Origin of the sequence: Variovorax sp. PAMC 28711 (assembly GCF_001577265.1) — a bacterium.
In the GTDB taxonomy this organism is placed as follows: Bacteria; Pseudomonadota; Gammaproteobacteria; order Burkholderiales; family Burkholderiaceae_C; genus Variovorax.
The window spans coordinates 3,124,924-3,151,777 of sequence record NZ_CP014517.1 but is presented as its reverse complement, the minus strand read 5'-3'; the positions used below and the strand labels follow the sequence as shown (position 1 = coordinate 3,151,777).

Here is a 26,854-nt window from a genome sequence, read left to right as displayed (position 1 = left end):
AAACTCCGCGTGGGCGCCCGTCCCGTCGACTTGAGCAGCTATCAAAACCATAGCAACCCGCAAGTGCACTGTGTTGACGCCAAGGTGCATGCAGTGTGATGGTGCATTGCAATAGAATTTTGCGTTCCTTGCATTTCTTGCAAAGAACACAAGCCGAACAAGCCATCCCGCTCGAAAAGCTACGAAAGCCATTTTCCCCATGACAGAGCTTGCCTCCGCCTCGCGGTCCAAACGCCGCGAGTTTCGCAATATCAACGCCTTCACCGATCTGACGACCTACCGGCTCCCGCCGGCCGGCATCGTGTCGATCCTGCACCGCGTCAGCGGCGCGATGATGTTCCTGCTGCTGCCGTTCATCATCTGGATGTTCGACACCTCGATCTCTTCGGACATCTCGTTCGCCCGCTTCACGGCCGCGTTCAATATCGGCATCGGCGTCGTTCCGGGCTGGTTCATCAAGCTCGTCGCGCTCGCGCTGATCTGGGCGTATTTGCACCACTTCATCGCGGGCCTGCGCCACCTCTGGATGGACGTGAGCCATGCCGCCGTCACCAAGGAGTTCGGCAAGACCTCCGCCATTGTCACGCTCGCGCTCAGCATCGGTCTCACGATCGTGCTCGGCCTGAAGCTGTTCGGCGCTTACTGAGGAGCACGACATGGCAGTGAACTACGGCACCAAGCGCATCGTCGTCGGCGCGCACTACGGACTTCGCGACTGGCTCAGCCAGCGCATCACGGGCGGCCTGATGGCCCTTTTCACGATCATCCTGCTCGCACAAGTGCTCTTTGCGCGCGGCCCGATCGGCTACGACAAGTGGGCGGGCATCTTCTCGGCGCAGTGGATGAAGGTGCTCACCTTCGTCGTGATTGCCTCGTTGCTCTACCACGTGTGGGTCGGCATGCGCGACATCTGGATGGACTACGTCCAGCCCGTCGCCATCCGCCTCGCTTGCCAAATTTTCACCATCGTCTGGCTTGTCGGATGCGCCGGCTGGGCCATCCAGGTTCTCTGGAGACTGTGACCCCATGACTTACACAAAAGACCAAATCACCAAGCGCAAGTTCGACGTCGTCATCGTCGGCGCCGGCGGCTCGGGCATGCGTGCCTCGCTGCAACTGGCGCGCGCCGGCCTCAACGTGGCCGTGCTGTCCAAGGTGTTTCCGACGCGCTCGCACACGGTGGCCGCGCAAGGCGGCATCGGCGCCTCGCTCGGCAACATGAGCGAAGACAACTGGCACTACCACTTCTACGACACGATCAAGGGTTCCGACTGGCTCGGCGACCAGGATGCGATCGAGTACATGTGCCGTGAAGCACCCAAGGTGGTGTACGAGCTCGAACATTTCGGCATGCCGTTCGACCGCAACCCCGACGGCACGATCTACCAGCGTCCGTTCGGCGGCCACACCGCCAACTACGGCGAAAAGCCGGTGCAGCGCGCTTGCGCCGCAGCCGACCGCACCGGTCACGCGATGCTGCACACGCTCTACCAGAAGAACGTCGAGGCTCGCACACAGTTCTTCGTCGAATGGATGGCACTCGACCTGATCCGCGACGACGAAGGCGACGTGGTCGGCGTGACCGCGCTCGAGATGGAAACCGGCGACCTGCACATCCTGCAGGCCAAGACCGTGCTGCTGGCCACCGGCGGCGCCGGGCGGATCTTCCAGGCTTCGACCAATGCCTTCATCAACACCGGCGACGGCCTGGGGATGGCGGCGCGTTCGGGCATCCCGCTGCAGGACATGGAGTTCTGGCAGTTCCACCCGACCGGCGTGGCCGGCGCGGGCGTGCTGCTGACCGAAGGTTGCCGCGGCGAAGGCGCCATCCTGCTCAACAGCAACGGCGAGCGCTTCATGGAGCGCTATGCGCCGACCATGAAGGACCTGGCACCGCGCGACTTCGTGTCGCGCTCGATGGACCAGGAGATCAAGGAAGGTCGCGGCTGCGGTCCCAACAAGGACTACATCCACATGAAGCTCGACCACTTGGGCGCCGAGACGATCCACAAGCGCCTGCCGTCGGTGTACGAGATCGGCATCAACTTCGCGAACGTCGACGTCACGAAGGAACCGATCCCGGTCGTGCCGACCATCCATTACCAGATGGGTGGCATCCCGACCAACATCAACGGCCAGGTCGTCATCCAGAAGGGTGAAGAGAACAGCGCTGTGGTCAACGGTCTGTATGCGGTCGGCGAATGCTCCTGCGTGAGCGTGCATGGCGCGAACCGCCTGGGCACCAACTCGCTGCTCGACCTGCTGGTGTTCGGCAAGGCGGCCGGCAACCACATCGTCGAATTCAACGACAAGCTCAAAGAGCACAAGGCACTGCCGGCCGACGCGGCCGACCGCTCGCTCGAGCGTCTGAACCAGCTTGAAGACTCGACCTCGGGCGAATACGCGCAGGACGTGGCCAACGACATCCGTACCGTCATGCAGCAGCACGCCGCCGTGTTCCGAAAGCAAGCGTCGATGGACGAAGGCGTGGCCAAGATCGCCGCGATGCGCGAGCGCGTCAACGCGATCACGCTGAAAGACAAGTCCAAGGTGTTCAACACCGCGCGCATCGAAGCGCTCGAAGTCGACAACCTGATCGAAGTGGCGCAGGCCACGATGGTGTCGGCGGCGGCTCGCACGGAATGCCGCGGCGCGCACACGGTCGAAGACTACGAGCGCCCGGCCGATGATCCGGTCGCACCACTCGGCCGCGACGACGCCAAATGGATGAAGCACACGCTTTGGTACAGCGAAGCGAACCGCCTGTCTTACAAGCCGGTCCAGCTCAAGCCGCTGACTGTCGCCTCCGTGCCGCCCAAAGTCCGCACGTTCTGAGAACATTTAAAAGGTCACCCCGATGAAGCGCACATTCCAGATTTACCGCTACGACCCGGACAAGGACGCCAAGCCTTACATGCAGACCATCGAGATCGAACTCGACGGCCACGAGCGCATGCTGCTGGACGCCTTGATGAAGCTCAAGGCGCAAGACCCGACGCTGTCGTTCCGCCGCTCGTGCCGCGAGGGCGTCTGCGGCTCCGACGCAATGAACATCAACGGCAAGAACGGTCTCGCCTGCCTGACCAACATGCTCACGCTCAAGGGCACGATCGTGTTGAAGCCGCTGCCGGGCCTGCCCGTCATCCGCGACCTGATCGTTGATATGACGCAGTTCTTCAAGCAGTACAACTCGATCAAGCCATACCTGCAGAACGACAACGTGCCGCCTGAAAAGGAACGCCTGCAGAGCCCCGAGGAGCGCGAAGAGCTCGACGGCCTCTACGAGTGCATCCTGTGCGCGAGCTGCTCGACCAGCTGCCCGAGCTTCTGGTGGAACCCGGACAAGTTCGTTGGCCCCGCCGGCCTGCTGCAGGCCTATCGCTTCATCGCCGACAGCCGCGACGAAGCCACCGCCGAACGCCTGGACAATCTGGAAGACCCGTATCGCCTCTTCCGCTGCCACACGATCATGAACTGCGTCGACGTGTGCCCGAAGAACCTGAACCCGACCAAGGCGATCGGCAAGATCAAGGAGCTCATGGTCCGCCGCGCGGTCTGAGCCCGATGCCAAACATGCAAGCCACCGACCCCTCCGGCGCACTGATCGGCGTTCGCGCGCTGAGCAAGCTGCGATGGCGTTGCCGACGCGGCCTGCTTGAAAACGACCTGTTCATTGCCCGGTTTTTCGATCGGCATGAATCCAGCTTGACCCTTGGGCAAGCGCAGGCACTGGAGACGTTGATGGATCTGGCAGACAACGACTTGCTCGATCTGCTGCTCCGCCGCAAGGAGCCGGAGGCCGAACTGGCCACCGCACCGGTTGTCGATTTGTTGAAACTGATGCGCACGCCACCAACGCCGGCTTCCTTTTCCCAATCCTGAACTTCAATCTGAAAGAAAGTCGCAATGAAAGCCTCTGATATCAAGGCCACCTTGTCCTTCAGCAACGGCGGAGACAACGTCGACTTGCCGGTCTACAAGGGCACCGTGGGTCCCGATGTGATCGACATCCGCAAGCTGTACGCACAGACCGGCATGTTCACGTACGACCCGGGCTTCATGTCGACCGCATCGTGCCAGTCGGCGATCACCTACATCGATGGCGACAAGGGTGAATTGCTCTATCGCGGCTACCCGATCGAGCAACTCGCGACCAACTGCGACTTCCTCGAGACCTGCCATCTGCTGCTGTACGGAGAGTTGCCGGACGCGGGCAAGAAGGAAGACTTCACCAAGCTCGTGACCAACCACACGATGGTCAACGAGCAGATGCAGTTCTTCCTGCGTGGCTTCCGCCGCGATGCGCACCCGATGGCCATCATGACCGGCCTGGTCGGCGCCCTGTCGGCCTTCTATCACGACAGCACGGACATCAACAATCCGAAGCACCGCGAGATCGCCGCGATCCGCCTGATCGCGAAGATGCCCACGCTGGTGGCCATGGCGTACAAGTACACGATCGGCCAGCCGTACATGTACCCGCGCAACGACCTGAGCTACGCCGGCAACTTCCTGCACATGATGTTCGCCACGCCGTGCGAGGAGTACAAGGTGAGCCCGGTGCTCGAGCGCGCGCTCGACCGCATCTTCATCCTGCACGCGGACCACGAGCAGAACGCGTCGACCTCGACCGTGCGCCTGTGCGGCTCGTCGGGCACCAACCCCTTCGCCGCCATCGCAGCCGGCGTGGCTTGCCTCTGGGCCCGGCGCACGGCGGCGCCAACGAAGCAGCGCTCAACATGCTCTACGACATCCAGAAGGCGGGCGGCGTCGAAAAGATCGGTGAGTTCATCAAGCAGGTCAAGGACAAGAACTCCAACGTCAAGTTGATGGGTTTCGGGCATCGCGTCTACAAGAACTACGACCCGCGCGCCAAGCTGATGCAGGAAACGTGCAAGGAAGTGCTGGCCGAAATGGGCCTGGAAAACGACCCGCTCTTCAAGCTGGCGATGGCACTCGAAAAGATCGCCCTGGAAGACGAGTACTTCGTATCGCGCAAGCTCTACCCGAACGTGGATTTCTACTCCGGCATCGTGCAGCGCGCCATCGGGATTCCGGTGCCGCTGTTCACGGCGGTGTTCGCACTGGCCCGCACAGTCGGCTGGATTGCCCAGCTGAACGAAATGATCGGCGACCCGGAATACAAGATCGGCCGCCCGCGCCAGCTGTTCGAAGGTTCGCCCCAGCGTGACGTGAAACCCATCGCCAGCCGCTGAGTGCTTCGGCGCTTGCCTGAAAAAGCTGCCTGCGGGCAGCTTTTTTGCGTCATGGCTGACAAGAACGGGCCCGACAACGCGTTAATTTTCATGTCGGAGGGAACTCCACGATCCCACTCACCAACGTTTCCAGGAGTCTAGAAATGAAGAAAATCGCCGCACTGCTCGCCATGACCTTTGCCTTCGGCATCACCCTTTCCGGTTGCAACACCATGGCCGGCGCAGGCCAGGACATCCAGAAGGGTGGCGCGAAGATCGAGAACGCCGCCGAAAAGAAGAACTGACAGCTGGCTCGAGACGCCATACCAAGCGGGCTGCGGCCCGCTTTTTTCATCTATTGCCGGCAACGATGGCATCGTGCATTGCGATGACAGGGCATCCAAAACCGCAGGACAATGCGGATAGTCATCTTGAAACAAGATGACTATCCGCATGTCCCAATCGTCCCAATCCGAACGCAGCTTCGCCCGCCGCATCGACCTCACGTCGTTGCAACTGTTCGTGGCCGTTTGCGAACTCGGCAGCATCGGACGCGCTGCCGAGCGTGAATTCATCGCTGCCTCGGCCATCAGCAAGCGACTCTCCGACCTCGAAGCCACGCTCAACACCACCCTGCTCTATCGCCATGCGCGCGGCGTCGACCTGACCCCGGCTGGCGAAAGCCTGCTGCACCATGCGCGTTCGGTGCTCTACAGCCTCGAGAAGATGCAGGGCGAGCTCAGCGAATACGCCGACGGCGTGCGCGGCCACGTGCGGGTGCACGCCAACATCTCGGCCATCGTGCAGTTTCTGCCGGAAGACCTCGGCGTTTTCACGCGCGCCCACGAGGCCATCAAGATCGACCTCGAAGAACATTTGTCGAGCGAAGTGCTGCGCGCGGTGCAGGAAGGTGCTGCCGACCTCGGCATTTGCCACGTGGCCGACGGCAGCAGCGAACTTCAGAGCCTGCCGTACCGGCGCGATCGTCTGGTGTTGATCGTGCCCGCGGCGCATGCCCTGGCGACGGAGTTGGCCGTAGATTTCGTCGCGACGCTGGACGACGACCACGTCGGCCTGCATACCAACAGCTCGATCTACGTCGCGATGCACCAGGCCGCGCTCGACGCCGGCCGCGCGATCCGCTTGCGCATCCACGTGACAGGCCTCGACGCGATGTGCCGAATGATCGACAACGGCCTCGGCGTCGGCGTGATGCCTGAGCGCGCGTTCGACCTGCTGCAGGCCGGCATCGGCAGCCGGCTCGTGCGCGTCGCGCTGAACGACGCCTGGGCCGAGCGCGAAATCCGGCTCGTCGCGCGCGACTTCTCGACGCTTCCCGTCGCAGCCCGCACGCTCGTGAAGCACCTGCACGGCGCAACCTGAACCACAAGACAATCACCTCCCCACGAAAGAGACCACCATGGCACGCACGCTCTACGACAAGCTTTGGGACGAACACGTCGTCCACACCGAGGAAGACGGCACCTCGATCCTCTACATCGACCGGCATCTGGTCCATGAGGTGACCAGCCCGCAAGCCTTCGAAGGCCTGCGCGTGGCGGGCCGCAAGCTCTGGCGCATCAGCTCGGTGGTCGCAACGGCCGACCACAACACGCCCACCACCCACTGGGAGCGCGGCTACGACGGCATCACTGACCCGATCAGCAAGGAGCAGATCACCACGCTGGACAGCAACATCAGCGAATTCGGCGCGGCGGCGTTCTTCCCATTCCTCTCCAAACGTCAGGGCATCGTGCACGTGATCGGCCCCGAATCGGGCGCGACGCTGCCGGGCATGACGGTGGTCTGCGGCGACTCGCACACCTCGACGCACGGCGCGTTCGGCGCGCTGGCGCACGGCATCGGCACCAGCGAGGTCGAGCACGTGATGGCCACGCAGACCCTGCTTGCCAAGAAGGCCAAGAACCTGCTCGTGAAGGTCGAAGGCAAGCTGCCGCTGGGCTGCACCGCGAAGGACATCGTGCTCGCGATCATCGGCAAGATCGGCACCGCGGGCGGCACCGGCTACACCATCGAATTCGCGGGCTCGGCGATTCGCGACCTCAGCATGGAAGGCCGCATGACGGTTTGCAACATGGCGATCGAAGCGGGCGCGCGCGCCGGCCTCGTCGCCGTGGACGAGAAGACCATCGCGTACGTGAAGGGCCGCTCTTTCGCGCCCACCGGCGTCGAATGGGACCACGCCGTCACCTACTGGAAGACGCTGCAGTCCGACCCCGGCGCGACCTTCGACGCCGTCGTCGAACTCGACGCGACGCAAATCCTGCCGCAAGTGACCTGGGGTACCTCGCCCGAAATGGTCACCGACATCAACGGCCGCGTGCCCGATCCCGACAAGGAAAAGGACGCCAACAAGCGCGACGCGATCGAGCGCGCACTGGCCTACATGGGCCTGGAACCCAACAAGCCGATGAACGACATCTTCATCGACAAGGTGTTCATCGGCTCGTGCACCAACTCGCGCATCGAAGACATGCGCGAAGCCGCCGCGGTCGTGAAGAAAATCGGCCAGAAGATCGCGAAGAACGTCAAGCTGGCGATGGTCGTGCCGGGCTCCGGCGTCGTGAAGGAACAGGCCGAGCGCGAAGGCCTCGACGTGATCTTCAAGGCCGCCGGCTTCGAGTGGCGCGAACCCGGTTGCTCGATGTGCCTCGCGATGAACGCCGACCGCCTCGAGCCCGGCGAGCGTTGCGCGTCAACCAGCAATCGCAACTTCGAAGGCCGGCAAGGCGCCGGTGGCCGCACGCACCTCGTGAGCCCAGCGATGGCCGCCGCCGCCGCCGTGCACGGCCACTTCGTCGACGTCCGCACCCTGGCCTGATCAGAAGGAAAACACCATGCAGAAATTCACCGTGCACAAAGGCCTCGTGGCCCCGATGGACCGCGAGAACGTCGACACCGACGCGATCATTCCGAAGCAATTCCTCAAATCGATCCGCAAGACCGGCTTCGGCCCGAATCTGTTCGACGCGTGGCGCTACCTCGATCCGGGCGAGCCCGGCCAGGACCCCGCTTCGCGCAAACCGAACCCCGATTTCATCCTGAACCAGCCGCGCTACGCCGGCGCATCGGTGCTGATCACGCGCAAGAACTTCGGTTGCGGCTCGTCGCGAGAACACGCACCGTGGGCGCTCGACCAGTACGGCTTTCGCGCCATCATCGCGCCGAGCTACGCCGACATCTTCTTCAACAACAGCTTCAAGAACGGCCTGCTGCCGATCGTGTTGCCAGAAGCGAAGGTGGCGCAGTTGTTCGACGAGACCTTCGCGTTCCCCGGCTACAGCCTGACCGTCGACCTCGAACGCCAGGTCGTGATCAAGCCCGACGGCACCGAGTTCGCGTTCGACGTCCAGCCTTTCCGCAAGTACTGCCTGCTCAACGGGCTGGACGACATCGGCCTGACGTTGCAGAAGAAAGACAAGATCAAGGCCTTCGAGACCGAACGCCTTGCGCAAAAGCCCTGGCTCGCCCACACGATGGTCGGCTGATCGGCATCCATTCAATTTCCAGAAGACATCATGAAAATCGCAGTTCTCCCGGGTGACGGCATCGGCACCGAAATCGTCGCCGAGGCCATTCGCGTCCTCGACGTGCTCGACCTCCCGTTCGAAATGGAAACGGCCCTCGTCGGCGGCGCCGCCTTTGAAGCGCACGGCCATCCGTTGCCCGAGGCCACGCTCAAGCTCGCCAAGGAGGCCGACGCCGTGCTGTTCGGCGCGGTCGGCGACTGGAAGTACGACAAGCTCGACCGGCCGCTGCGCCCTGAGCAGGCCATTCTGGGCCTGCGCAAGAACCTCGGCCTCTTCGCGAACTTTCGTCCGGCCATCTGCTACGAGCAGCTGGTCGATGCATCGAGCCTCAAGCCCGAGCTGGTCGCCGGCCTGGACATCCTCATCATTCGCGAACTGACCGGCGACATCTACTTCGGCCAGCCACGCGGCCGCCGCACGGCGGTCGACGGGCACTTCCCCGGCGCTGAAGAAGCCTTCGACACGATGCGCTATTCGCGCCCCGAGATCGAGCGCATCGCGCACGTCGCCTTCAAGGCGGCGCAAAAGCGCGACAAGCGCGTGACCAGCGTCGACAAGGCCAACGTGCTGGAGACTTTCCAGTTCTGGAAAGACATCGTCACCGAGGTCGGCAAGCAATACCCCGACGTCGCGCTCGACCACATGTACGTCGACAATGCCGCGATGCAGCTGGTCAAGGAACCGAAGAAATTCGACGTCATCGTCACGGGCAACATGTTCGGCGACATCCTGTCGGACGCGGCCGCGATGCTCACCGGCTCGATCGGCATGCTGCCGTCGGCGTCTCTCAACGCGAGCAACCAGGGCCTGTACGAACCGAGCCACGGCAGCGCGCCAGACATCGCTGGCAAGGGGGTGGCGAATCCTTTGGCTACAATCCTGTCCGCTGCCATGATGCTCCGCTTCTCCCTCCACCAAACCGAAGCTGCCGACCGAATCGAGTCGGCGGTCAAGTCGGTGCTCGCCGCGGGCTTTCGCACCGGCGACATCTGGTCGGCGGGCACGAAGCGCGTCGGCACCCGCGAGATGGGTGACGCGGTCGTTGCAGCGCTCGCTTCCACCACCAAAAAGACGATTACCGGCTAACCGCAGCCCGCTTCGTCACGCCCCCCGGCTCGACGAGTCGGGCGCAAAGAGAAACTTTTCTTTTTCCACAAGGGCACACTGAAATGGCGTACGCATCCCAAACTCTCGTCGGTCTCATCGGCTGGCGCGGCATGGTCGGCTCGGTCCTGATGGACCGCATGCAGGCCGAAGGCGACTTCGGTCTCATCGAGCCGGTCTTCTTCTCGACATCCAACACCGGCGGCAAGGCCCCGGCGATGGCGAAGAACGAGACCACGCTGAAGGATGCGCACGACATCGACGCGCTGAAGAAGTGCGACATCGTCATCACTTGCCAGGGCGGCGACTACACCAGCGAGGTATTCCCCAAGCTGCGGGCTGCCGGCTGGAATGGCCACTGGATCGACGCCGCCTCGACGCTGCGCATGAACGACGACGCGATCATCGTGCTCGACCCGGTCAACCTACCGGTCATCCAGAACGCGCTCGCCAAGGGTGGCAAGAACTGGATCGGCGGCAACTGCACCGTCAGCTGCATGCTGATGGGCGTGGGGGCGCTCTACAAGGCCGGCCTGGTCGAGTGGATGACCAGCATGACCTATCAAGCCGCATCGGGCGGTGGCGCGCAGCACATGCGCGAACTGCTCACCCAGTTCGGCACGATCAATGCCGAAGTTCGCTCGCTGCTCGACGATCCGAAGTCCGCCATCCTAGAGATCGACCGGAAGGTGCTGCACAAGCAGCAGAACCTGAGTGCCGCCGAAACGGCCAATTTCGGCGCGCCGCTGGGCGGCTCGCTGATCCCATGGATCGACAAGGACCTGGGCGACGGCATGTCCAAGGAAGAATGGAAGGCCGGCGCTGAAACCAACAAGATCCTCGGCCAGGGCGCAGCCTTCGGCACCACCGCGACGCCGGTCGACGGTTTCTGCGTGCGCGTCGGCGCCATGCGATGCCACAGCCAGGCGCTCACGTTCAAGCTCAGGAAGGATGTGCCGCTGGCGGATGTCGAGGCGCTGATCGCCGCCGACAACGAGTGGGTGCGCGTGGTGCCGAACACGCGCGAGGCGACGGTCAGTGACCTGACGCCGGTGTCGGTGACGGGCACGATGGGCATTCCGGTCGGCCGCCTGCGCAAGCTGGCGATGGGCCCGGAGTACCTCGGCGCCTTCACCGTCGGCGACCAATTGCTGTGGGGCGCCGCCGAACCGTTGCGCCGCATGCTGCGCATCCTGCTGCAAGGCTGAGCCAGGGGCCGGAGACCGGTTTCAGCGCGGCTTCGTTGCCGCGTTGCAACAGGTCGAATGTGCCGAAGTTGGCGCGCACTGGTAGATAAGCGCTGGCCGCCTTGTCAGTGCAGGATGATGATGTTAACGTCCTCTTACACTTTTTGGGCCGAGCTGCCCCTATCAGCATGACAAGACCTCTGTTGCCTGCGGCCAGCCTGTCGGCCACCTGCCCGAATCCGACGTTGGCGAGTCGCTGTCAGCTCACGCTGCTCAGCGCCGCCATGGCGCTGGCACTCGGCGTGGTCAGCACCGACGCCAACGCGTTGGCGTTCGGCCGGCTCAATGTGCAATCGGCACTGGGCGAACCGCTGCGCGCCGAGATCGAAGTGACCGAGATCACGGCCGCAGAAGCTGATGGCATGAAGGTCAACATCGCTTCGTCGGAGGCGTTTCGCGCGGCCGGCGTCGCTTACAACGCCTCGCTGTCCGACGTGCGCACCAGTCTGCAGCGCCGCGCCGATGGCCGCTACATCGTGCGCCTGACCGGTACGCGCTCGCTCAACGACCCGTTCGTCGATCTGCTGCTCGAAGCCAATTGGGGTTCGGGTCGGATCGTGCGCGACTACACCGTGTTGCTCGATCCGCCGTCCAGCCGGCAGTCCGCTGCCGCCGCGGCGCAGGTTGCGCCGCTTCCGCCCCAGATGAGCGCGCCCGTGCCCGTGCAGCGCAGTGCACCCACCGTGGTCCAGGCTGCGCCACGCCGTGAACGCGCGACCCCTGCCGTGACAACGGCCGCGCCAGCCCCCGAGTCGGCCGTCCGCACCGGGACCGGGGAGCAACAGGTCACCGTGCGGGCTGGCGACACCGCCAGCAGGATCGCCGGCGCCTACAAGCCGGCCGACGTTTCGCTCGATCAAATGCTCGTGGCGCTGCTGCGCGCCAATCCCGGCGCTTTCATCGGCGGCAACATCAATCGCATGAAAGCCGGCGCGGTGATCGAAGTGCCGAGCGCGGCGCAGGCATCGGCCACGCCGCCCGACGAAGCCAGGCGGACCGTCACGGCCCAGAGCCGCGACTTCGGCGATTACCGCCGCCGGCTCGCCGACAACGCACCCACGTCGCGCGTCGCCAGCGCCGACCGCCAGGCATCAGGCAAGTTGCAAACCAATGTGGAAGACCGCAACGCGGCAGCCGCGTCGCCGGACAAGCTGACCATCACGCAGAACAGCGCGGCTGCGCGCGCAGCGGAAGACAAGGTCGCACGCGATCGCCAGGCACAAGACGGCAAGAGCCGGGTCGCCGAGCTGTCCAAGAATCTCAACGATCTCAACAAGCTCCAGGCAGCCACCGGAACCCCCGTGGCCCCGTTGGCCCCGACGGTCGCTCCGGCCACGCCCGCCACGGCGATTGCGCCAACGGTGGCCGCAGCGCCCGCCGCCGTCACGGCGACGCCAGCCGTGCCCGTTCCGGCGGCCGTGACCCCGCCCGCGACCGTGGCATCCACGGCGGGCGCAGCCATGACAGCACCGCTCGCGGCAACGCCAGCGATGCCGGGGGTCGCCGCGTCGGCGCCGGCTGCCGTTCCCCCCGCCACGCCGGTCGTCAAGGCCGCCACGCCGCCCGCAACCGAAGCGCGCGGCTTCTTCGCCGATTTGCTCGACAACCCGCTCATGCTGGCGGGCGCCGCACTGATCGCGCTGCTGATCGGTTTCCTGCTCTATCGCGTGCTGGGCCGCAAACGCCAGGACGCGGGTGACAGCGTATTCCTCGAAAGCCGCATGCCGAAAGACTCGTTTTTCGGTGCCAGCGGCGGCGAATCCGTCGACACCAAGAACCGCGGCAACTCGGTGGTGTCGTCGTTGTCGTACTCGCCGAGCCAGCTCGATGCGGGCGACGTCGACCCGGTGGCGGAAGCCGACGTGTACCTGGCCTACGGGCGCGACCTGCAGGCCGAAGAAATCCTGCGCGAGGCGATGCGCGTGAACCCGGAACGCACCGCGATCCACATCAAGCTGCTCGAAATCCACGCCAAGCGCCGCGACCTGCGCGCGTACGAGGCACTGGCCACCGATGTGCACAAGCTCACCGGCGGCAGCGGCAATGAATGGAACCGCGTGGTCGACATGGGCAAGGACCTCGATCCCGGCAACCCGCTCTACGAGGCGGGCATGCGCACCGCCGCAGTACCACTCGCCGACATCGCCGCGCCGCTGGCCGACCACAGCGTGACCGTGCCGATGATCAAGACGCCGACCCCCCTGTACGACGCAGCGCCGCCGCCCGCCTTTGTGCCCTCGGTCGCACCACTGGATTTCGATCTGGACCTGAGCAAGCCGCCGGCGCCGAAAGCGGCACCGGTCAGCGCCAGCCTGCCGCCTGCTGCGGCGCTCAAGCCGGTGGCCCCGCTCGGCGCCGATATCGATCTCGAAAACGACTTCGACACTGCGCCGGGTCCGCTCGAACCGGTCACCCGCTCGGCCGCCCTGGACGACGACCACACCCAGCCCGCCACCCTGCGCGCCGGATTGCCGGGCGACTCGGGCTTCATCGAATTCGACATGAGTTCGCTCGGCAGCCTGCCCCGCGCACCGGCCGACACCGAACCCGGACGCCTGGAGCCGCTCGACGAGGGCGCTGAAAGCCCGCATGCGATCAAGCTCTCCCTGGCGCGCGAGTTGCAGGCGCTCGGCGATGTCGAAGGCGCCCGCTCGCTGGTCGAGGAAGTCGAGTCCGAAAGCTCCGGCGACGTGAAGTCGCAAGCGAAGCAATTGCTCGCCCAGCTGCACTGATCGGCAACGGTCGATGACCCTGTCGTGAGGCTGGCCCTCGGCATTCGCTACAACGGGCAGGCCTACGAGGGCTGGCAGAGCCAGCGCTCGGGCCGCACCGTGCAGGACAAACTGGAATCGGCCCTCGGCAAGTTCGCCGACCGGCCGATTTCGACTTTGTGCGCAGGCCGAACCGATGCTGGCGTGCACGGCCTCATGCAGGTCATCCACTTCGACACGGACATCGCGCGCGAAACCATCTCCTGGGTGCGCGGCACCAACCGTTTCCTGCCGCCTGACATCGCCGTTCAGTGGGCGCAGCCGGTGCCCGACGCGTTCCACTGCCGCGCCAGCGCGCTGGCGCGCCGCTATCTCTACGTGCTGTCACAGTCGCCGGTGCGCCCCAGTCTCGACGCCGGCCGCGTCGGCTGGTCGATGTATCCACTCGACGGCGATTCGATGCGCGTGGCCGCCGCCCTCCTCATCGGCCAGCACGACTTCAGTTCGTTCCGGGCGTCCGCCTGCCAGGCCCGCTCGCCGGTGAAGGACGTGCGCCGCATCGCGATCACGCGCCACGGCGAGGGCGACCGATGCCGCTGGCACTTCGAGTTCGAGGCCGATGCTTTCCTGCACCACATGATCCGCAACCTGATGGGCTGTCTGGTGCGCATCGGCCGCGGCGACGCGCCGCCCGAATGGATTGCCGAGGTGCTTGCTGCGCGCAGCCGCAAAGTGGCGGCACCGACCTTCTCCGCAGCCGGTTTGTATTTCCGCGGCCCGCAGTACGACGCGCAGTGGGGTCTGCCGCCGGAAGCAACGCTGGGTCACGCAGGCGCTCCGTATGATGGCCCGCCATGACATCCTTCGCTGCCCGCACCCGCTTGAAAATTTGCGGCCTGACCCGTGAAGAAGACGTCGACGCGGCGGTCGAAGCCGGCGCCGATGCCGTCGGCTTCGTGCTCTATGCGGCAAGCCCGCGCGCCGTGACACCAGAGCGTGCGGCCGAACTGGCTTCGCGCTTACCTCCCTTCGTCACGCCGGTGTTGCTGTTCGTCAACGAATCTGCCGCTGGAGCGATCGCGGCTTTGGCTGCCGTGGCGGGCGCCTCGGCGCAATTTCACGGGGACGAAACGCCCGCGCAATGCTGGGAATCCAGCGGCCAGGGACGGCACCGATTCCTCCGCGCCGCGCGGATTCCCCTCGGCGCCGCAGGTGCCGGCTTCGACCTCGTAAAATACGCTTCCGATTTCTCCCGCGCCCAGGCCATCCTGCTCGACGCTCATGTCGACGGTTTTGGCGGTGGCGGCAAGGCATTCGATTGGTCACTTCTTCCTCACGCCGTCGACGCTCACCTCGTCTTGAGTGGTGGACTCACACCTGCAAACGTGGGCGATGGCATTCGCGCGCTCCGGACACGTTGCAAGGCGCTGTCCGTTGACGTGAGCTCCGGCGTCGAGGCCTCCAGGGGCATCAAGGACGCCGGCAAGATCCGCGAATTCGTGGCCGCCGTCCGGGCGGCCGACGCCTTCCCCTCCTGATTTGCTGCACCGGCGCGTATCGACCGGGTGCAGCCCACCGATCGAGACCATGCAAACCACTTACCAGCAACCCGACGCCACCGGCCACTTCGGCAACTACGGCGGGACCTTTGCCAGCGAGACGCTGACCCACGCGATCGCCGAACTGCGCGACGCGTATGCCAAGTTCAAGGACGACCCGGCCTTCCTTGCCGAATTCCACTACGAGCTCAAGCATTTCGTCGGCCGGCCCTCGCCGGTCTACCACGCGGCGCGCACCAGCCAGGAGATGGGCGGCGCCCAGATTTACCTGAAGCGCGAGGACCTCAACCACACCGGCGCGCACAAGATCAACAACGTGATCGGCCAGGCGATGCTCGCGCGACGCATGGGCAAGCCCCGCGTGATCGCAGAAACCGGCGCCGGCCAGCACGGCGTGGCCACTGCGACGATTTGCGCGCGCTACGGCCTCGAATGCGTGGTCTACATGGGCAGCCAGGACGTGAAGCGCCAGAGCCCCAACGTCTACCGCATGAACCTGCTCGGCGCGACCGTCGTGCCGGTGGAATCCGGGAGCAAGACGCTGAAAGACGCGCTCAACGAAGCGATGCGCGACTGGGTCACCAACGTCGAAAACACCTTCTACATCATCGGCACGGTGGCCGGCCCGCACCCCTATCCGATGATGGTGCGCGACTTCCAGAGCGTGATCGGCAACGAGTGCATTGACCAGATGCCGGCCATGCTGGCGGCCGACGGCATCACCGGCGAAGCCGAAGGCAAGCAGCCCGACGTGGTCGTGGCGTGCGTGGGCGGCGGCAGCAATGCAATGGGCATCTTCCACCCCTACATTCCGTTTGCGAACACGCGGTTGATCGGCGTCGAGGCGGCCGGTGAAGGCCTCGACAGCGGCAAGCACTCTGCATCGATCCTGCGCGGCACCCCGGGCGTCCTGCATGGCAACCGCACCTATCTGCTGCAGAACGAGGACGGTCAGGTCACCGAGACGCACAGCATCAGCGCCGGCCTGGACTATCCGGGCGTCGGCCCGGAGCACGCGTTCCTGGCCGACATCGGTCGCGCCGAATACGTCGGCTGCACCGACACCGAAGCACTTGAGGCGTTCCATTACCTGTGCCGCACCGAAGGCATCATTCCGGCGCTCGAATCGGCGCACGCGGTGGCCTACGCCATGAAACTCGCGAAAACGATGCGGCCCGACCAGTCGATCCTGGTGAACCTTTCCGGTCGCGGCGACAAGGACATCGGCACCGTGGCCGACCTGTCGGGTGTCGACTTCTACGACCGGCCGTCGATGCGCGGCCTGAGTGTCAAGGGAGGCAAGGCATGAGCCGCATTGCCGCCACCTTCAAGGCGTTAAAAAAAGACGGCCGCCGTGCGCTGATTCCGTATGTCACCGCGGGCTTTCCGTTCGCCGACATCACGCCGGAGCTCATGCACGGCATGGTCGCGGCAGGCGCCGACGTGATCGAGCTCGGCGTGCCGTTCTCCGACCCGATGGCCGACGGCCCGGTCATCCAGAAAGCCGGCGAAGCGGCGCTTGCGATGGGCGTCGGCATGAAGCAGGTGCTCGCGATGGTGAGCGCTTTCCGGGCGGAGGACGCGAGCACGCCGGTGGTCTTGATGGGCTATGCCAACCCGGTCGAGAAATACGACCTGGTGCATGGGCGCGACGCCTTCATCCGCGACGCGGCGGCAGCCGGCGTTGACGGCCTGTTGATCGTCGACTACCCGCCCGAAGAATGCGAAGCGTTCGCCGCCCGCCTGCACGCCGCGAACATCGACCTCATCTTCCTGCTGGCCCCCACGAGCACCGACGAGCGCATGGCGCAGGTCGCGCGCATCGCCACGGGCTACGTCTACTACGTTTCTCTCAAGGGCGTGACGGGTGCCGGCCACCTCGATACCGAAGCGGTCGGCCGCATGATCCCGCGCATCCGGGCGCACGTGAACATCCCGGTCGGCGTGGGCTTCGGCATCCGCGACGCACGCACCGCGCAGGCGGTCGGCTCGGCCGCCGATGCGGTCGTGATCGGCACGAAGATCATCCAGCTGATCGAGGGCCAGCCGCGCGAACAGGTCGTGCCGCTCGTCTCCGAATTCCTTGCCGGCATCCGCGAAGCCCTCGATGCCCTGCCCGCCGCCACCGCCAAGAACGCGGCTGGCCGATAATCCGCGAACTTCAGGAGATCTCCCCCAATGAGCTGGCTTGAAAAACTGCTGCCCTCGAAAATTGCCCAGACCGACCCGAGCGAACGCCGCCAGGTGCCCGAAGGGCTCTGGATCAAATGCCCGAGTTGCGAGACGGTGCTCTACAAGACCGACCTCGAGCACAACCAGAACGTGTGCCCGAGCTGCACGCACCACTTCCGTATCCGCGCCCGCGCCCGCCTCGACAGTTTTCTGGACGCCGAAGGCCGCTACGAAGTCGGTCAGGAAGTGCTGCCGATCGACGCACTGAAATTCAAGGACAGCCGCAAATACCCCGAGCGGCTCAAAGAAGCACTCGAGAACACCGGCGAAACCGATGCGCTGGTCGTGCTCGGCGGTTCCGTGCACAGCATCAGCGTCGTGGTCGCGTGCTTCGAGTTCGAGTTCATGGGCGGCAGCATGGGCAGCGTGGTCGGCGAGCGCTTCGTGCGCGGCGTCGAAACCGCCATCGAGCAGAAAGTGCCCTTCATCTGCTTCACCGCGACCGGCGGTGCACGTATGCAGGAAGGTCTGCTTTCGCTCATGCAGATGGCCAAGACCAACGCGGCGCTCACCCGCCTGGCAAAAAAGGGGCTGCCCTACATCAGCGTGCTTACCGACCCGACCATGGGCGGTGTCTCGGCCGGCTTCGCCTTCGTCGGGGACGTGGTGATTGCCGAACCCAAGGCACTGATCGGCTTCGCCGGCCGCGCGTGATCGAATCGACCGTGCGTGTGACCTTGCCCGAAGGCTTCCAGCGCTCGGAATTCCTGCAGACCAAAGGCGCGATCGACTTCATCAGCGACCGTCGCGAGTTGCGCAAGACGATCGCCAGCACGCTGGCGATGCTGCTGCGCCAGCCGGCCGACGCGGTCGTCTGACCCGCCACCGTTAACCCAGCGAAAAGGCCCAGCCCATCGCGTTGCCCAGGACGATCGCGATCACCTGCAGCATCACGATGGCGGCCAGCGGCGACAGGTCGACGCCGCCGACCAGCGGGATGAAACGGCGGAACGGCCGAACCACGGGCTCGGCCAGCCGACCGATGAGCTCCAGCAGCATCGAATTGGCCGACGGCACCCACGACAGGATCGCGTAGACGATCAACAGCGCGGTCAGTCCCGACACCGCCAGCTGCAGCAAGCCGACCAGCGAAATCAGTGGAAGGATCGCGATCTTTCCGAAGTCGCCAAGCAGCAGCCACAGCAGCAGGAATTTCGCCATCACCAGCAGCCAGGCCGCGATCGGGCTGGCCAGGTCCCAGCGCTTGTACGACGGCACGATGCGCCGCAGCGGCATCACGATCCAGTCGGTGATGGCGAACACGAAGCGCCCGAGCGGATTGCCGAACGGCACACGGTGGTATTGCATGTAGAGCCGCAGCAGGCAGGCGCCGCCGAGGAGGCCGACGATCACGTCGAGCAGGAACGAGGGGATCTGGTAGAGCATGTGTGCGGTCTTTTGACGGAGTGCGATGATAGCCACGCGAGGCTCATCGATGACGACACAACCCCTTCTGTATTCGCTGCCTTTGTTCTCCCTGGGCGCGGTCCTTTTTCCGGACGGCGTGCTGCCGTTGCGCATCTTCGAGGTGCGTTACCTCGACATGATCGGCAAGTGCCACAAGCACGGCGCGCCCTTCGGCGTGGTGGCGCTGTCGCAAGGCGACGAGGTGCGCAAGGCCGGTGCCGCCACCGAGAGCTTCGCAGCGGTCGGTACGCTCGCCACGATCAAGACCTTCGAAGCGCCGCAAGCCGGCCTTCTGCAGATCGAGTGCCTCGGGACGCAGCGCTTTCGCGTCCAGGCCAGCGCGCTGCAGAAATACGGTCTCTGGACGGCCGACGTCGAGGCGATGGCCGACGACGTCGCCCTGGCCATCCCCGACGATCTGGGGCACACGGCCGTCGCGCTGAAGCGCCTGGTCGATGCGCTGGAGGAGCGGCAACGCATGGAGACCGGCGACACGTCGCCGCTGCCGATCGGATCGCCCCGCCGCTTCGACGATTGTGGATGGGTCGCCAACCGCTGGTGCGAAATGCTGCCGGTATCGACCGCCGCCCGACAACGGCTCATGGAACTCGACAGCCCGCTGATGCGGCTCGAACTCGTCAGCGATCTGCTCGCACGCACTGGGATTGCTGAATAGCTTGCTATCTCTTTGATAGCAAATTCGACAGGGTGGACGGGCTAAAATTCGCACCATGTCCGATCATCTGATTCCACACGTTCCCACGCCGGCGGCACCGCCGGCCGCACCCGCTGTCGACGAAAACCAGCTCATCACCGAGCGCCGCGAAAAGCTCGGCCTGCTGCGCACCGCGCAAGCCGCAGGCAAGGGCGTCACGTTCCCCAACGACTTCAAACCCCGCCATCGTGCGGACGCCTTGGGCGCCGCGCACGGCGGGATCGACGCCGAGCCCCTGGAAGCGCAGGCCGTGTCGGTCAGCGTGGCCGGCCGCATGATGCTCAAGCGCGTGATGGGCAAGGCCAGTTTCGCGACCGTGCAAGACGCCACCGGCCGCATCCAGCTTTACGTGACGCGCGATGCGCTGGGCGAAGCGATCTACGCCGATTTCAAACGCTGGGATCTGGGCGACATCATCGGCGCCGAAGGCACGCTCATGAAGACCAAGACCGGCGAGTTGTCGGTCAAGGTCACGAAGCTTCGCCTGCTCACCAAGAGCCTGCGCCCGCTGCCCGACAAGTTCCACGGCATGGCCGACCAGGAACAGAAGTACCGCCAGCGCTATGTCGACCTCATCACCGACGAGGCCGCACGGGACCGCTTCAAGGCGCGCAGCAAGGCGGTGAGCGCACTGCGTGAGTTCATGGTGGCCAACGACTTCCTCGAAGTCGAGACGCCGATGCTGCACCCCATCCCGGGCGGCGCCAACGCCAAGCCCTTCAAGACGCACCACAACGCGCTCGACCAGGAGATGTTCCTGCGCATCGCGCCCGAGCTGTACCTCAAGCGCCTGATCGTCGGCGGCTTCGAGCGCGTCTTCGAGATCAACCGGAGCTACCGCAACGAAGGCATCTCCGTGCGGCACAACCCCGAGTTCACGATGATGGAGTTCTACGCGGCGTACTGGAACTACCAGGACCTGATGGACTTCACCGAGCTGATCATCCGCACGATCGCCAAGAAGACGGTCGGCAGCGAGCAGCTCACGTACGGCGGCAAGGCCGTCGACCTGGGCCAGCCGTTCGAGCGCCTCACGATCCGCGAGGCCATCGTCAAGCACACCGACGCTGGCGACAACGTCGACGACAGCGCCTGGCTCATCAACGCGCTGCGCAAGCTCGGCCTGAATGAGGAGAAGGACAAGCTCTCCCAACGCAGCCTCGCGAGCCTGCAGGTCATGTACTTCGAAGAGACGGTTGAAGAAAAGCTCTGGCAACCAACCTTCATCATGGAACACCCGACCGAGATCTCGCCGCTGGCCCGCGCCAACGACGACCGGCCGGAAGTCACCGAGCGCTTCGAGCTCTACATCACCGGCCGCGAATTCGGCAATGGCTTCAGCGAGCTGAACGACGCCGAGGACCAGGCCGCGCGCTTCAACGCGCAGGTCGCCGCCAAGGATTCGGGCGACGACGAGGCAATGTTCTACGACCACGATTTCGTGCGTGCGCTCGAGTACGGCATGCCGCCCACCGGCGGCTGCGGCATCGGCATCGACCGCTTCATGATGCTGCTGACCGATTCGCCGAGCATTCGCGACGTGATCCTGTTTCCGGCGCTGCGTCGGGAATCTTGAGCACGGCCGCCATCGCCGCGCCTTCGATCGGCATCGACTTCGGCACCTCCAACTCCGCGGTCGCCTGCCGGGTCGACGGCACCGCGCGCCTGCTGCCGGTCGAAGGCAGCGCGACCACGCTGCCGACGGCCATCTTCTTCAACGCCGAAGACCGCAGCACGCACTTCGGCCGCGAAGCGATCGCCCTCTATTTGGCGGGGACCGAGGGGCGCCTGATGCGCTCGCTCAAGAGCTTGCTGGGCAGTGCGCTCATGCAGGAAAAAACCGCGATCTACGACGGGCTGGTGAGCTTCGAGGACATCATCGCGCGCTTCCTGCACGAGCTCGGCAACCGCGCCGAGACCGAACTCGGCATGCGCCCCAGCCGGGTCGTGATCGGCCGGCCGGTGCACTTCGTCGACGACGACGACAAGCGTGACCAGCGCGCCGAAGAGAGCCTGCGCCACGCGGCGCACGCGGCCGGCTTCAAGGACATCGCCTTCCAGCTCGAGCCGATCGCCGCGGCCTTCGACTACGAGCAACGCGTGACGAAGGAGTCGGTCATCCTGATCGTCGACATCGGCGGCGGCACCTCCGACTTCACCGTGGTGCGCGTGGGGCCCGAACGCGCCTTGCGCGCCGAACGCGACGACGACGTGCTCGCCACCACCGGCGTGCACATCGGCGGCACCGATTTCGACCAGCGCCTGAACCTCGACCGCGTGATGCCGCTCCTCGGTTTCCGGCACACCGGCGTGCAGGGGCGCGAAGTCCCGAGCAAGGTGTTCTTCGAACTGTCGTCGTGGCACCTCATCAATTGGCTCTATGCACCCAAGGCCATCCGCCAGGCGCAGGAACTGCGCACGAGCTACAGCGACCCGCGGCTGCATCAACGCCTGATGACCGCACTGGAAGAACGCGACGGCCATCGCATCGCGAGCGATGTGGAGCAGGCCAAGATCGATGGCTCCATCAGCGACGCCACGGTGTCGATCGATTTGTCCTACCTCGAAGTCGAGCTGGCCGCCTCGCTCTCGCCCGCCGACATGGCGCAGCAACTGGCCGCGCTGCTCGACAGCGTGGTCGCGTGCGCCCATGCCTGCGTGAAGCGCGCGGGCCTGCGCAGCAACGACCTCGACGCGGTCTATCTGACCGGCGGTTCGTCGGCGCTGCGACCGTTCCAGCAGGCGTTGCGCAAGAGCTTCGTCGGCGTCCCGCTGATTGAGGGCGACCTGTTCGGCGGCGTGGCCGCGGGCCTCGCGTGCGCGGCACGATTTCGATGAGATACCTGTCGGGCTACGCGCCGACGTTACAGGCCCAAGTGCAGCAACTGATCGCCGACGACGGCCTCGGCGCGCTGCTGAAGAATCGCTACACCGAGGTGCACACGGTGCGCACCGATCGTGCGCTCTACGACTACGTGAATGCGCTCAGGGGCGAGTTCATGCGCAACGCGCCGCCGCTCGCCAAGGTGATGTTCGACAACAAGCTGCACGTGATCCGCAACGCGCTGGGCACGCACACGACGGTGTCGCGCGTGCAGGGCGGCAAGCTGAAAGCGAAGCGCGAGATCCGGGTGGCCAGCCTCTTCAAGGAAGTCCCCGAAGGATGGCTGCGCATGATCGTCGTGCACGAGCTCGCACACATGAAAGAGCGCGATCATGACAAGGCCTTCTATTCGCTGTGCACGCACATGGAGCCGGATTACCACCGGCTGGAACTCGATCTTCGGCTCTACCTGACGCACCTGGAAGGCGGCGGCGCGCGCCTGTGGTCGACCGATCTCGATCCGCTCAAGCCGTAAAGCGCGCCGACACGACGCCCAGCACGCCGAAGTCGGCGGTCACCGTATCGCCCACGGCAATTTCGAGCGGCACCACGCACGTCCCCGTTGTCACGAGTTGCCCCGCTCCGAGCGTGACGCCCAACGACGACAACTCGTTCGCGAGCCAGGTGAGTGCGATGCGCGGGTCGCCCAGCACGTTGGCGCCGATGCCGTCGCGTTCGTAGCGGCGCGACGTGCCTTCGACAGTCGCGTGCACGGCATGTGCCGCCAGTTCGATGTCGCGCCAGGCGATGTCGACACGCGGGCCAAGGACGAATTCGTGGCCGCAGGCGTTGTCGGCAATGAGCTGAGCCTCGCCGGCGCCGACGAAATTCAGAAAGCGCGAGTTCGGCACTTCGATGCCGAGGTGCAGTTCGGCGACGGCAGCCATCACTTCGGTTTGGCTGTACGGCGCCGTGCGCGGCACCAGGTCGTGCGCCATCTCGAAGACGAATTCGGCCTCGGCCACCGCCATGCGATTGCCCGCCATCGACAGCGTGGCGCCGTCCGCGTGAATGCGCTCGGCGAACAGCCGGCCCGCGAGCGGGCCGCTGACGTTGATGTGCTTCTGCCCGCGATGCTGGTGGCCGCGATCTTCCATCCCGCCACCGGCTTCGCGCTGCGCGGCTCGAGCCGCGCCTGCACGGCGTAGCCCTCGGTACGTGAGGTCGGCCGACAACGATCGGGCAACGTATCCATGGCGGCGCCGACTTGCCAGGCACGCCAGAACAGGTCGGAGGCTTCTGCAGCAGGATGGGTCATGGTGTCCCCGGATTCGACAGCAGATCGAGTGCGTTGCGGTAGGCGGTCGAACGCGTCATCGCGTCCCACGCCGTTGCCGGCGTCGCTGGCAGCAAGGCACGGCGGCGCCGTTCGCTGGCCGCAACCGGCTTCCAGCGCCCGCTGCGGCGCGCCCGCGAAAAGCCATCGAGCAATTCATCGAGCGGCGCGCCCTCGCCCACGCTCTGGTTGCAGAGCAATGCGAGGTCGCAGCCAGCGTCCAGCGCGGCCAGTGCGGCGTCGGTGTAGCTCAGCAGCTGGCCGTCGATACGGCGCGCAGCCTCCATGCTCAGGTCGTCGCTGAACACGGCGCCGTCGAACGCGAGACGGGTGCGCAAGATGTCCTGCAACCACTTCGCGGAAAAACCGGCGGGCCGCGCGTCGACTTTCGGGTAGATCACATGCGCCGGCATCACCGCGCCGAGCGTGTTGGCGAGCCAGCGAAACGGTTGTGCATCGTCGGCCAGGATGGCCTTGAGGCTGCGCCGGTCGACCGGGATGGCGACATGCGAATCCGCCTTGACGAAACCGTGCCCTGGGAAGTGCTTGCCGCAACTGCCCATGCCGGCCTGCAACAGGCCCAGCGCAAGGCTCTTGGCCAGCAACGCGACCACGCGCGGATCGCGGTGAAAACTGCGGTCGCCGATGACGCTGCTTTCGCCATGATCGAGGTCGAGCACCGGCGTGAAGCTGAAGTCGACACCGGTCGCACGCAGCTCGGCCGCGAGCACGTAGCCGCAAGCGGTCGCGACCTGCGTGGCGCGCATCGCGTCGGCCATCCACAGGTCGCCCAGCGAGCGCATCGACGGCAAGCGCGTGAACCCGTCGCTGCGAAACCGCTGCACGCGACCGCCTTCGTGGTCGACGCTGATGAGCAAGTCGGGCCGGAGCGATTTCAGCTCGGCGTTGAGCGCAGTGAGCTGGGCGCGGTCCTGCCAGTTGCGGGCGAAATGGATCACGCCGCCCACCAGCGGATCGGCCAGCCGGCGGCGATCGGCCTGCGTGAGTTCGGTGCCGGCCACATCGATGATGAGCGGCGCGTGGATCGGATCGTTCATGCTTTTTCCACGACGACGAAGCTCGCCGCGTAATCGGTTTCATCGGTCACGGTGACATGGGCCGTGAGGCCTTGCCCCTCGAACCATTCCTTGAGTTCGCCATGCAGCACGATCACCGGCTTGCCGCTGCGCACGTTGGCGATCTCGCAGAGCCGCCAGGTCATCGGCATGCGCATGCCCATGCCGATCGCCTTGCTGAACGCTTCCTTCGCAGAGAAACGCGTCGCGAGGTAGCTGACGCCCCGTTTGGGCCAGCGTGCGCTGCGCGCCTGCCAGATCGCGAACTCGGCATCGCTCAGCACCTTGCGGGGAAAGCGCTCGCCCTGTCGCGCGAAGGTGGCCGCGATGCGGCGCACATCGCAGATGTCGGTGCCGATGCCGTAAATCACTGGGCGTCGGCGATGCAGCGCAGGTACTCGCGGGTCGTCGCTTCGTAACCCAGTTCGAGTGCGTCCGACACGAAAGCGTGGCCGATCGACACCTCGCGCACGCCGCGCACGGCCCGCAGGAAATCGCTGAGGTTGTCGCGGCTCAGGTCGTGGCCGGCGTTGACTTCGAGCCCGACCGCCTGTGCCGCGCGCGCCGTCTCGACGTAGAGCTTCAGGACGCCGTCGGCACGCGACGTGCCACGCGATGCCGCGTAGCCTTCGGTATAGAGCTCGACGCGGTCCGCGCCGATCGCCTTGACCGCGGCCATCATCTGCGGCTCGGGGTCCATGAAAAGGCTCACCCGCACGCCGAGCGACTTCGCTTCGGCGACGAGCGGACGCAGGCGCTCGGCATCGTCCGGAAAGCGCCAGCCGTGGTCGCTGGTCGCCTGGTCTTCGCTGTCGGGCACGAAGGTCGCCTGGTGGGGCCGGCGCTCGCGCACGAAATCCATCAGGTTGTGGAACGGATTGCCTTCGATGTTGAACTCGACGCCCGGCCAGTCCCTGGAGAGCAGCGCCGACAGGTCGTGCACGTCCTGCGCGCGAATGTGACGCGCGTCGGGCCGCGGGTGCACGGTGATGCCGTTGGCACCGGCATCGAGGCACATCGACGCAGCGAACAGCACGCTCGGGATGCCGAGATGGCGCGTGTTTCGCACCAGCGCGACCTTGTTGAGGTTGACCGACAGTGCGGTGGTGGCCGGGATGTTTGTCATAGGGCTTGCAGGTCTCGCATCATCTGGCGCGTGCGCAATGTGGACACGCCGCAATGGTAGTTGAGCAGCACGCGCAACTGGTTTCGCAATGCGCTGTTGGTGCCGGCGTTCATGGTCGCGATGCGGCGCAGCGTGGCGGTGAACGGGGCGCGATCGTCGAGCGCGTGCTGCAGCGCTTCCCACTCCGCACCGGCCAGCGCGGCCTCACCCTGCTCCGCCTGGCGCAGGCCGGCTTCGGGCACCAGCCGGTAACTCGCCCCGGCCATGAGCGGCGCGAGCGTGAGGGTCTGTGTGTCGAGCCCCGGCAGCAAACCGACTTCGCGCAGCAGCAGCAGCTCGAAGGCGCGCAGGGCGGCCGCCTGCGTGGCGGCCTGGGCGCCGACGTGCTCGCCGGCCAGCACTTCGACCACGCCGGCGTAAGCGTCGAACAGCGCTTCATGGGCGTCGTCGCGGGCGAGAAGACGCAGCAGCAACTCGTTGAGGTACAGGCCCGAAAGCAGCGCCTCACCAGTCGGCATGACATGACCGCCAACCCATTCCGCGCCCTTGAGCGCCCGGATTTCCGCATCGCCGCCATAGTTGAGTTGCAGCGGCTGCAGCGGCAGCAGCACGGGCCGGAAATTGGAGCTCGGGCGCTTGGCACCCTTGGCCACCAGCGCGATGCGACCGTGGTGCCGCGTGAACACCTCGAGGATCAGGCTCGACTCGCTCCAGTCGTAGCGATGGAGCACATAAGCCGGTTCGTGGGAGACGCGATGCGTGGCCACGCCG

26 protein-coding genes and 2 pseudogenes are annotated in these 26,854 nt (G+C 65.4%); 22 read left to right on the top strand and 6 right to left on the bottom strand.

What is annotated here, in order from left to right; translation table 11 throughout:
* Nucleotides 1-199: 199 nt before the first annotated feature.
* The 18 genes and pseudogenes from sdhC (at nucleotide 200) to accD (ending at nucleotide 18,417) form a co-directional block, all read left to right on the top strand.
* The gene (gene sdhC / locus AX767_RS15275) at nucleotides 200-646 is read left to right on the top strand and encodes a succinate dehydrogenase, cytochrome b556 subunit (protein ID WP_068632113.1); all 447 of its coding nucleotides are present in this window, start codon (nucleotides 200-202) and stop codon (nucleotides 644-646) included.
* Nucleotides 647-656: 10 nt separating this feature from the next.
* Nucleotides 657-1,022, top strand: a complete 366-nt coding sequence (gene sdhD / locus AX767_RS15270) for a succinate dehydrogenase, hydrophobic membrane anchor protein (protein WP_068632112.1) — start codon at nucleotides 657-659, stop codon at nucleotides 1,020-1,022.
* 4 nt (nucleotides 1,023-1,026) lie between these two features.
* Complete coding sequence (gene sdhA, locus AX767_RS15265) at nucleotides 1,027-2,835, top strand: succinate dehydrogenase flavoprotein subunit (protein ID WP_068632111.1); 1,809 nt, start codon at nucleotides 1,027-1,029, stop codon at nucleotides 2,833-2,835.
* Nucleotides 2,836-2,857: 22 nt separating this feature from the next.
* A complete protein-coding gene (locus AX767_RS15260) occupies nucleotides 2,858-3,559 on the top strand; it encodes a succinate dehydrogenase iron-sulfur subunit (protein ID WP_068632110.1) in 702 nt (233 codons plus the stop codon).
* A gap of 14 nt (nucleotides 3,560-3,573) precedes the next feature.
* Nucleotides 3,574-3,882: an FAD assembly factor SdhE gene (locus tag AX767_RS15255; RefSeq protein ID WP_068632109.1), complete on the top strand. Its 309-nt coding sequence runs from the start codon at nucleotides 3,574-3,576 to the stop codon at nucleotides 3,880-3,882.
* Nucleotides 3,883-3,906: 24 nt separating this feature from the next.
* A pseudogene (gene gltA / locus AX767_RS15250) lies at nucleotides 3,907-5,216 on the top strand (citrate synthase).
* A 170-nt stretch (nucleotides 5,217-5,386) separates the two neighbouring features.
* Nucleotides 5,387-5,500 (top strand): entericidin A/B family lipoprotein, encoded by a 114-nt coding sequence (locus AX767_RS15245; protein ID WP_443082784.1) that lies wholly within the window; start codon nucleotides 5,387-5,389, stop codon nucleotides 5,498-5,500.
* A 148-nt stretch (nucleotides 5,501-5,648) separates the two neighbouring features.
* Nucleotides 5,649-6,578: a LysR substrate-binding domain-containing protein gene (locus tag AX767_RS15240; RefSeq protein WP_156481049.1), complete on the top strand. Its 930-nt coding sequence runs from the start codon at nucleotides 5,649-5,651 to the stop codon at nucleotides 6,576-6,578.
* 37 nt (nucleotides 6,579-6,615) lie between these two features.
* Nucleotides 6,616-8,037 (top strand): 3-isopropylmalate dehydratase large subunit, encoded by a 1,422-nt coding sequence (leuC, locus tag AX767_RS15235; RefSeq protein WP_068632106.1) that lies wholly within the window; start codon nucleotides 6,616-6,618, stop codon nucleotides 8,035-8,037.
* Between the two features lie 16 nt (nucleotides 8,038-8,053).
* Nucleotides 8,054-8,704 (top strand): 3-isopropylmalate dehydratase small subunit, encoded by a 651-nt coding sequence (gene leuD / locus AX767_RS15230; RefSeq protein ID WP_068632105.1) that lies wholly within the window; start codon nucleotides 8,054-8,056, stop codon nucleotides 8,702-8,704.
* A gap of 30 nt (nucleotides 8,705-8,734) precedes the next feature.
* On the top strand, nucleotides 8,735-9,832 hold the full coding sequence (gene leuB / locus AX767_RS15225; protein WP_068632104.1) for a 3-isopropylmalate dehydrogenase: 1,098 nt from the start codon (nucleotides 8,735-8,737) through the stop codon (nucleotides 9,830-9,832).
* Between the two features lie 83 nt (nucleotides 9,833-9,915).
* Nucleotides 9,916-11,058 carry an aspartate-semialdehyde dehydrogenase gene (asd, locus tag AX767_RS15220; RefSeq protein WP_068632103.1) on the top strand — a complete coding sequence of 381 codons (1,143 nt, stop codon included), beginning with the start codon at nucleotides 9,916-9,918 and terminating at the stop codon, nucleotides 11,056-11,058.
* Nucleotides 11,059-11,225: 167 nt separating this feature from the next.
* The gene (locus AX767_RS15215) at nucleotides 11,226-13,829 is read left to right on the top strand and encodes a FimV/HubP family polar landmark protein (protein ID WP_068632102.1); all 2,604 of its coding nucleotides are present in this window, start codon (nucleotides 11,226-11,228) and stop codon (nucleotides 13,827-13,829) included.
* Nucleotides 13,830-13,853: 24 nt separating this feature from the next.
* Nucleotides 13,854-14,666 (top strand): tRNA pseudouridine(38-40) synthase TruA, encoded by an 813-nt coding sequence (gene truA, locus AX767_RS15210; protein WP_068632101.1) that lies wholly within the window; start codon nucleotides 13,854-13,856, stop codon nucleotides 14,664-14,666.
* On the top strand, nucleotides 14,663-15,346 hold the full coding sequence (locus AX767_RS15205) for a phosphoribosylanthranilate isomerase (RefSeq protein WP_068632100.1): 684 nt from the start codon (nucleotides 14,663-14,665) through the stop codon (nucleotides 15,344-15,346). Before truA ends, AX767_RS15205 begins: the two co-directional genes overlap by 4 nt.
* Before the next feature lie 49 nt (nucleotides 15,347-15,395).
* On the top strand, nucleotides 15,396-16,676 hold the full coding sequence (trpB, locus tag AX767_RS15200; RefSeq protein ID WP_068633757.1) for a tryptophan synthase subunit beta: 1,281 nt from the start codon (nucleotides 15,396-15,398) through the stop codon (nucleotides 16,674-16,676).
* Nucleotides 16,673-17,518, top strand: a complete 846-nt coding sequence (gene trpA, locus AX767_RS15195; protein WP_068632099.1) for a tryptophan synthase subunit alpha — start codon at nucleotides 16,673-16,675, stop codon at nucleotides 17,516-17,518. Before trpB ends, trpA begins: the two co-directional genes overlap by 4 nt.
* Before the next feature lie 27 nt (nucleotides 17,519-17,545).
* A pseudogene (gene accD, locus AX767_RS15190) lies at nucleotides 17,546-18,417 on the top strand (acetyl-CoA carboxylase, carboxyltransferase subunit beta).
* A gap of 10 nt (nucleotides 18,418-18,427) precedes the next feature.
* Here the strand turns inward: accD and AX767_RS15185 are convergent.
* Complete coding sequence (locus AX767_RS15185; protein ID WP_068632098.1) at nucleotides 18,428-18,985, bottom strand: YggT family protein; 558 nt, start codon at nucleotides 18,983-18,985, stop codon at nucleotides 18,428-18,430.
* A gap of 49 nt (nucleotides 18,986-19,034) precedes the next feature.
* On the opposite strand from AX767_RS15185, the gene AX767_RS15180 reads away from it, so the two are divergent.
* Genes AX767_RS15180 through AX767_RS15165 form a run of 4 tightly spaced genes read left to right on the top strand, consistent with a single transcriptional unit; the run spans nucleotide 19,035 to nucleotide 23,080 of the window.
* Nucleotides 19,035-19,682: an LON peptidase substrate-binding domain-containing protein gene (locus AX767_RS15180; protein ID WP_237288471.1), complete on the top strand. Its 648-nt coding sequence runs from the start codon at nucleotides 19,035-19,037 to the stop codon at nucleotides 19,680-19,682.
* Nucleotides 19,683-19,737: 55 nt separating this feature from the next.
* Complete coding sequence (gene lysS, locus AX767_RS15175; protein WP_082755029.1) at nucleotides 19,738-21,297, top strand: lysine--tRNA ligase; 1,560 nt, start codon at nucleotides 19,738-19,740, stop codon at nucleotides 21,295-21,297.
* Nucleotides 21,291-22,559 carry an Hsp70 family protein gene (locus tag AX767_RS15170; protein ID WP_443082783.1) on the top strand — a complete coding sequence of 423 codons (1,269 nt, stop codon included), beginning with the start codon at nucleotides 21,291-21,293 and terminating at the stop codon, nucleotides 22,557-22,559. Before lysS ends, AX767_RS15170 begins: the two co-directional genes overlap by 7 nt.
* Nucleotides 22,556-23,080 carry a M48 metallopeptidase family protein gene (locus tag AX767_RS15165; RefSeq protein ID WP_068632096.1) on the top strand — a complete coding sequence of 175 codons (525 nt, stop codon included), beginning with the start codon at nucleotides 22,556-22,558 and terminating at the stop codon, nucleotides 23,078-23,080. Before AX767_RS15170 ends, AX767_RS15165 begins: the two co-directional genes overlap by 4 nt.
* Here the strand turns inward: AX767_RS15165 and AX767_RS15160 are convergent.
* From AX767_RS15160 to recO, 5 genes are all read right to left on the bottom strand, one after another.
* A complete protein-coding gene (locus AX767_RS15160) occupies nucleotides 23,070-23,702 on the bottom strand; it encodes a 2-keto-4-pentenoate hydratase (protein ID WP_237288469.1) in 633 nt (210 codons plus the stop codon). The genes AX767_RS15165 and AX767_RS15160 overlap by 11 nt on opposite strands.
* 157 nt (nucleotides 23,703-23,859) lie before the next feature.
* Complete coding sequence (gene nagZ, locus AX767_RS15155) at nucleotides 23,860-24,939, bottom strand: beta-N-acetylhexosaminidase (protein WP_068632095.1); 1,080 nt, start codon at nucleotides 24,937-24,939, stop codon at nucleotides 23,860-23,862.
* Nucleotides 24,936-25,328: a holo-ACP synthase gene (gene acpS / locus AX767_RS15150; protein WP_068632094.1), complete on the bottom strand. Its 393-nt coding sequence runs from the start codon at nucleotides 25,326-25,328 to the stop codon at nucleotides 24,936-24,938. The genes nagZ and acpS overlap by 4 nt, the downstream gene beginning before the upstream one ends.
* Nucleotides 25,325-26,083, bottom strand: coding sequence for a pyridoxine 5'-phosphate synthase (locus AX767_RS15145; RefSeq protein ID WP_068632093.1), 759 nt, complete (start codon nucleotides 26,081-26,083; stop codon nucleotides 25,325-25,327). The genes acpS and AX767_RS15145 overlap by 4 nt, the downstream gene beginning before the upstream one ends.
* Nucleotides 26,080-26,850, bottom strand: coding sequence for a DNA repair protein RecO (gene recO, locus AX767_RS15140; RefSeq protein WP_068632092.1), 771 nt, complete (start codon nucleotides 26,848-26,850; stop codon nucleotides 26,080-26,082). The genes AX767_RS15145 and recO overlap by 4 nt, the downstream gene beginning before the upstream one ends.
* Nucleotides 26,851-26,854 lie beyond the last annotated feature (4 nt).

Bases quoted from the DNA above. Each gene is read 5' to 3' on its own strand.
- trpB (WP_068633757.1), top strand. From the start codon at position 15,396: ATGCAAACCACTTACCAGCAACCCGACGCCACCGGCCACTTCGGCAAC.
- leuD (WP_068632105.1), top strand. From the start codon at position 8,054: ATGCAGAAATTCACCGTGCACAAAGGCCTCGTGGCCCCGATGGACCGC.
- sdhA (WP_068632111.1), top strand. From the start codon at position 1,027: ATGACTTACACAAAAGACCAAATCACCAAGCGCAAGTTCGACGTCGTC.
- leuC (WP_068632106.1), top strand. From the start codon at position 6,616: ATGGCACGCACGCTCTACGACAAGCTTTGGGACGAACACGTCGTCCAC.
- sdhC (WP_068632113.1), top strand. From the start codon at position 200: ATGACAGAGCTTGCCTCCGCCTCGCGGTCCAAACGCCGCGAGTTTCGC.
- AX767_RS15205 (WP_068632100.1), top strand. From the start codon at position 14,663: ATGACATCCTTCGCTGCCCGCACCCGCTTGAAAATTTGCGGCCTGACC.
- AX767_RS15240 (WP_156481049.1), top strand. From the start codon at position 5,649: ATGTCCCAATCGTCCCAATCCGAACGCAGCTTCGCCCGCCGCATCGAC.
- lysS (WP_082755029.1), top strand. From the start codon at position 19,738: ATGTCCGATCATCTGATTCCACACGTTCCCACGCCGGCGGCACCGCCG.
- AX767_RS15215 (WP_068632102.1), top strand. From the start codon at position 11,226: ATGACAAGACCTCTGTTGCCTGCGGCCAGCCTGTCGGCCACCTGCCCG.
- AX767_RS15255 (WP_068632109.1), top strand. From the start codon at position 3,574: ATGCAAGCCACCGACCCCTCCGGCGCACTGATCGGCGTTCGCGCGCTG.
- nagZ (WP_068632095.1), bottom strand. From the start codon at position 24,939: ATGAACGATCCGATCCACGCGCCGCTCATCATCGATGTGGCCGGCACC.
- AX767_RS15185 (WP_068632098.1), bottom strand. From the start codon at position 18,985: ATGCTCTACCAGATCCCCTCGTTCCTGCTCGACGTGATCGTCGGCCTC.
- trpA (WP_068632099.1), top strand. From the start codon at position 16,673: ATGAGCCGCATTGCCGCCACCTTCAAGGCGTTAAAAAAAGACGGCCGC.
- AX767_RS15180 (WP_237288471.1), top strand. From the start codon at position 19,035: ATGACGACACAACCCCTTCTGTATTCGCTGCCTTTGTTCTCCCTGGGC.
- sdhD (WP_068632112.1), top strand. From the start codon at position 657: ATGGCAGTGAACTACGGCACCAAGCGCATCGTCGTCGGCGCGCACTAC.
- AX767_RS15145 (WP_068632093.1), bottom strand. From the start codon at position 26,083: ATGACAAACATCCCGGCCACCACCGCACTGTCGGTCAACCTCAACAAG.
- AX767_RS15245 (WP_443082784.1), top strand. From the start codon at position 5,387: ATGACCTTTGCCTTCGGCATCACCCTTTCCGGTTGCAACACCATGGCC.
- AX767_RS15165 (WP_068632096.1), top strand. From the start codon at position 22,556: ATGAGATACCTGTCGGGCTACGCGCCGACGTTACAGGCCCAAGTGCAG.
- AX767_RS15160 (WP_237288469.1), bottom strand. From the start codon at position 23,702: ATGGAAGATCGCGGCCACCAGCATCGCGGGCAGAAGCACATCAACGTC.
- AX767_RS15260 (WP_068632110.1), top strand. From the start codon at position 2,858: ATGAAGCGCACATTCCAGATTTACCGCTACGACCCGGACAAGGACGCC.
- leuB (WP_068632104.1), top strand. From the start codon at position 8,735: ATGAAAATCGCAGTTCTCCCGGGTGACGGCATCGGCACCGAAATCGTC.
- asd (WP_068632103.1), top strand. From the start codon at position 9,916: ATGGCGTACGCATCCCAAACTCTCGTCGGTCTCATCGGCTGGCGCGGC.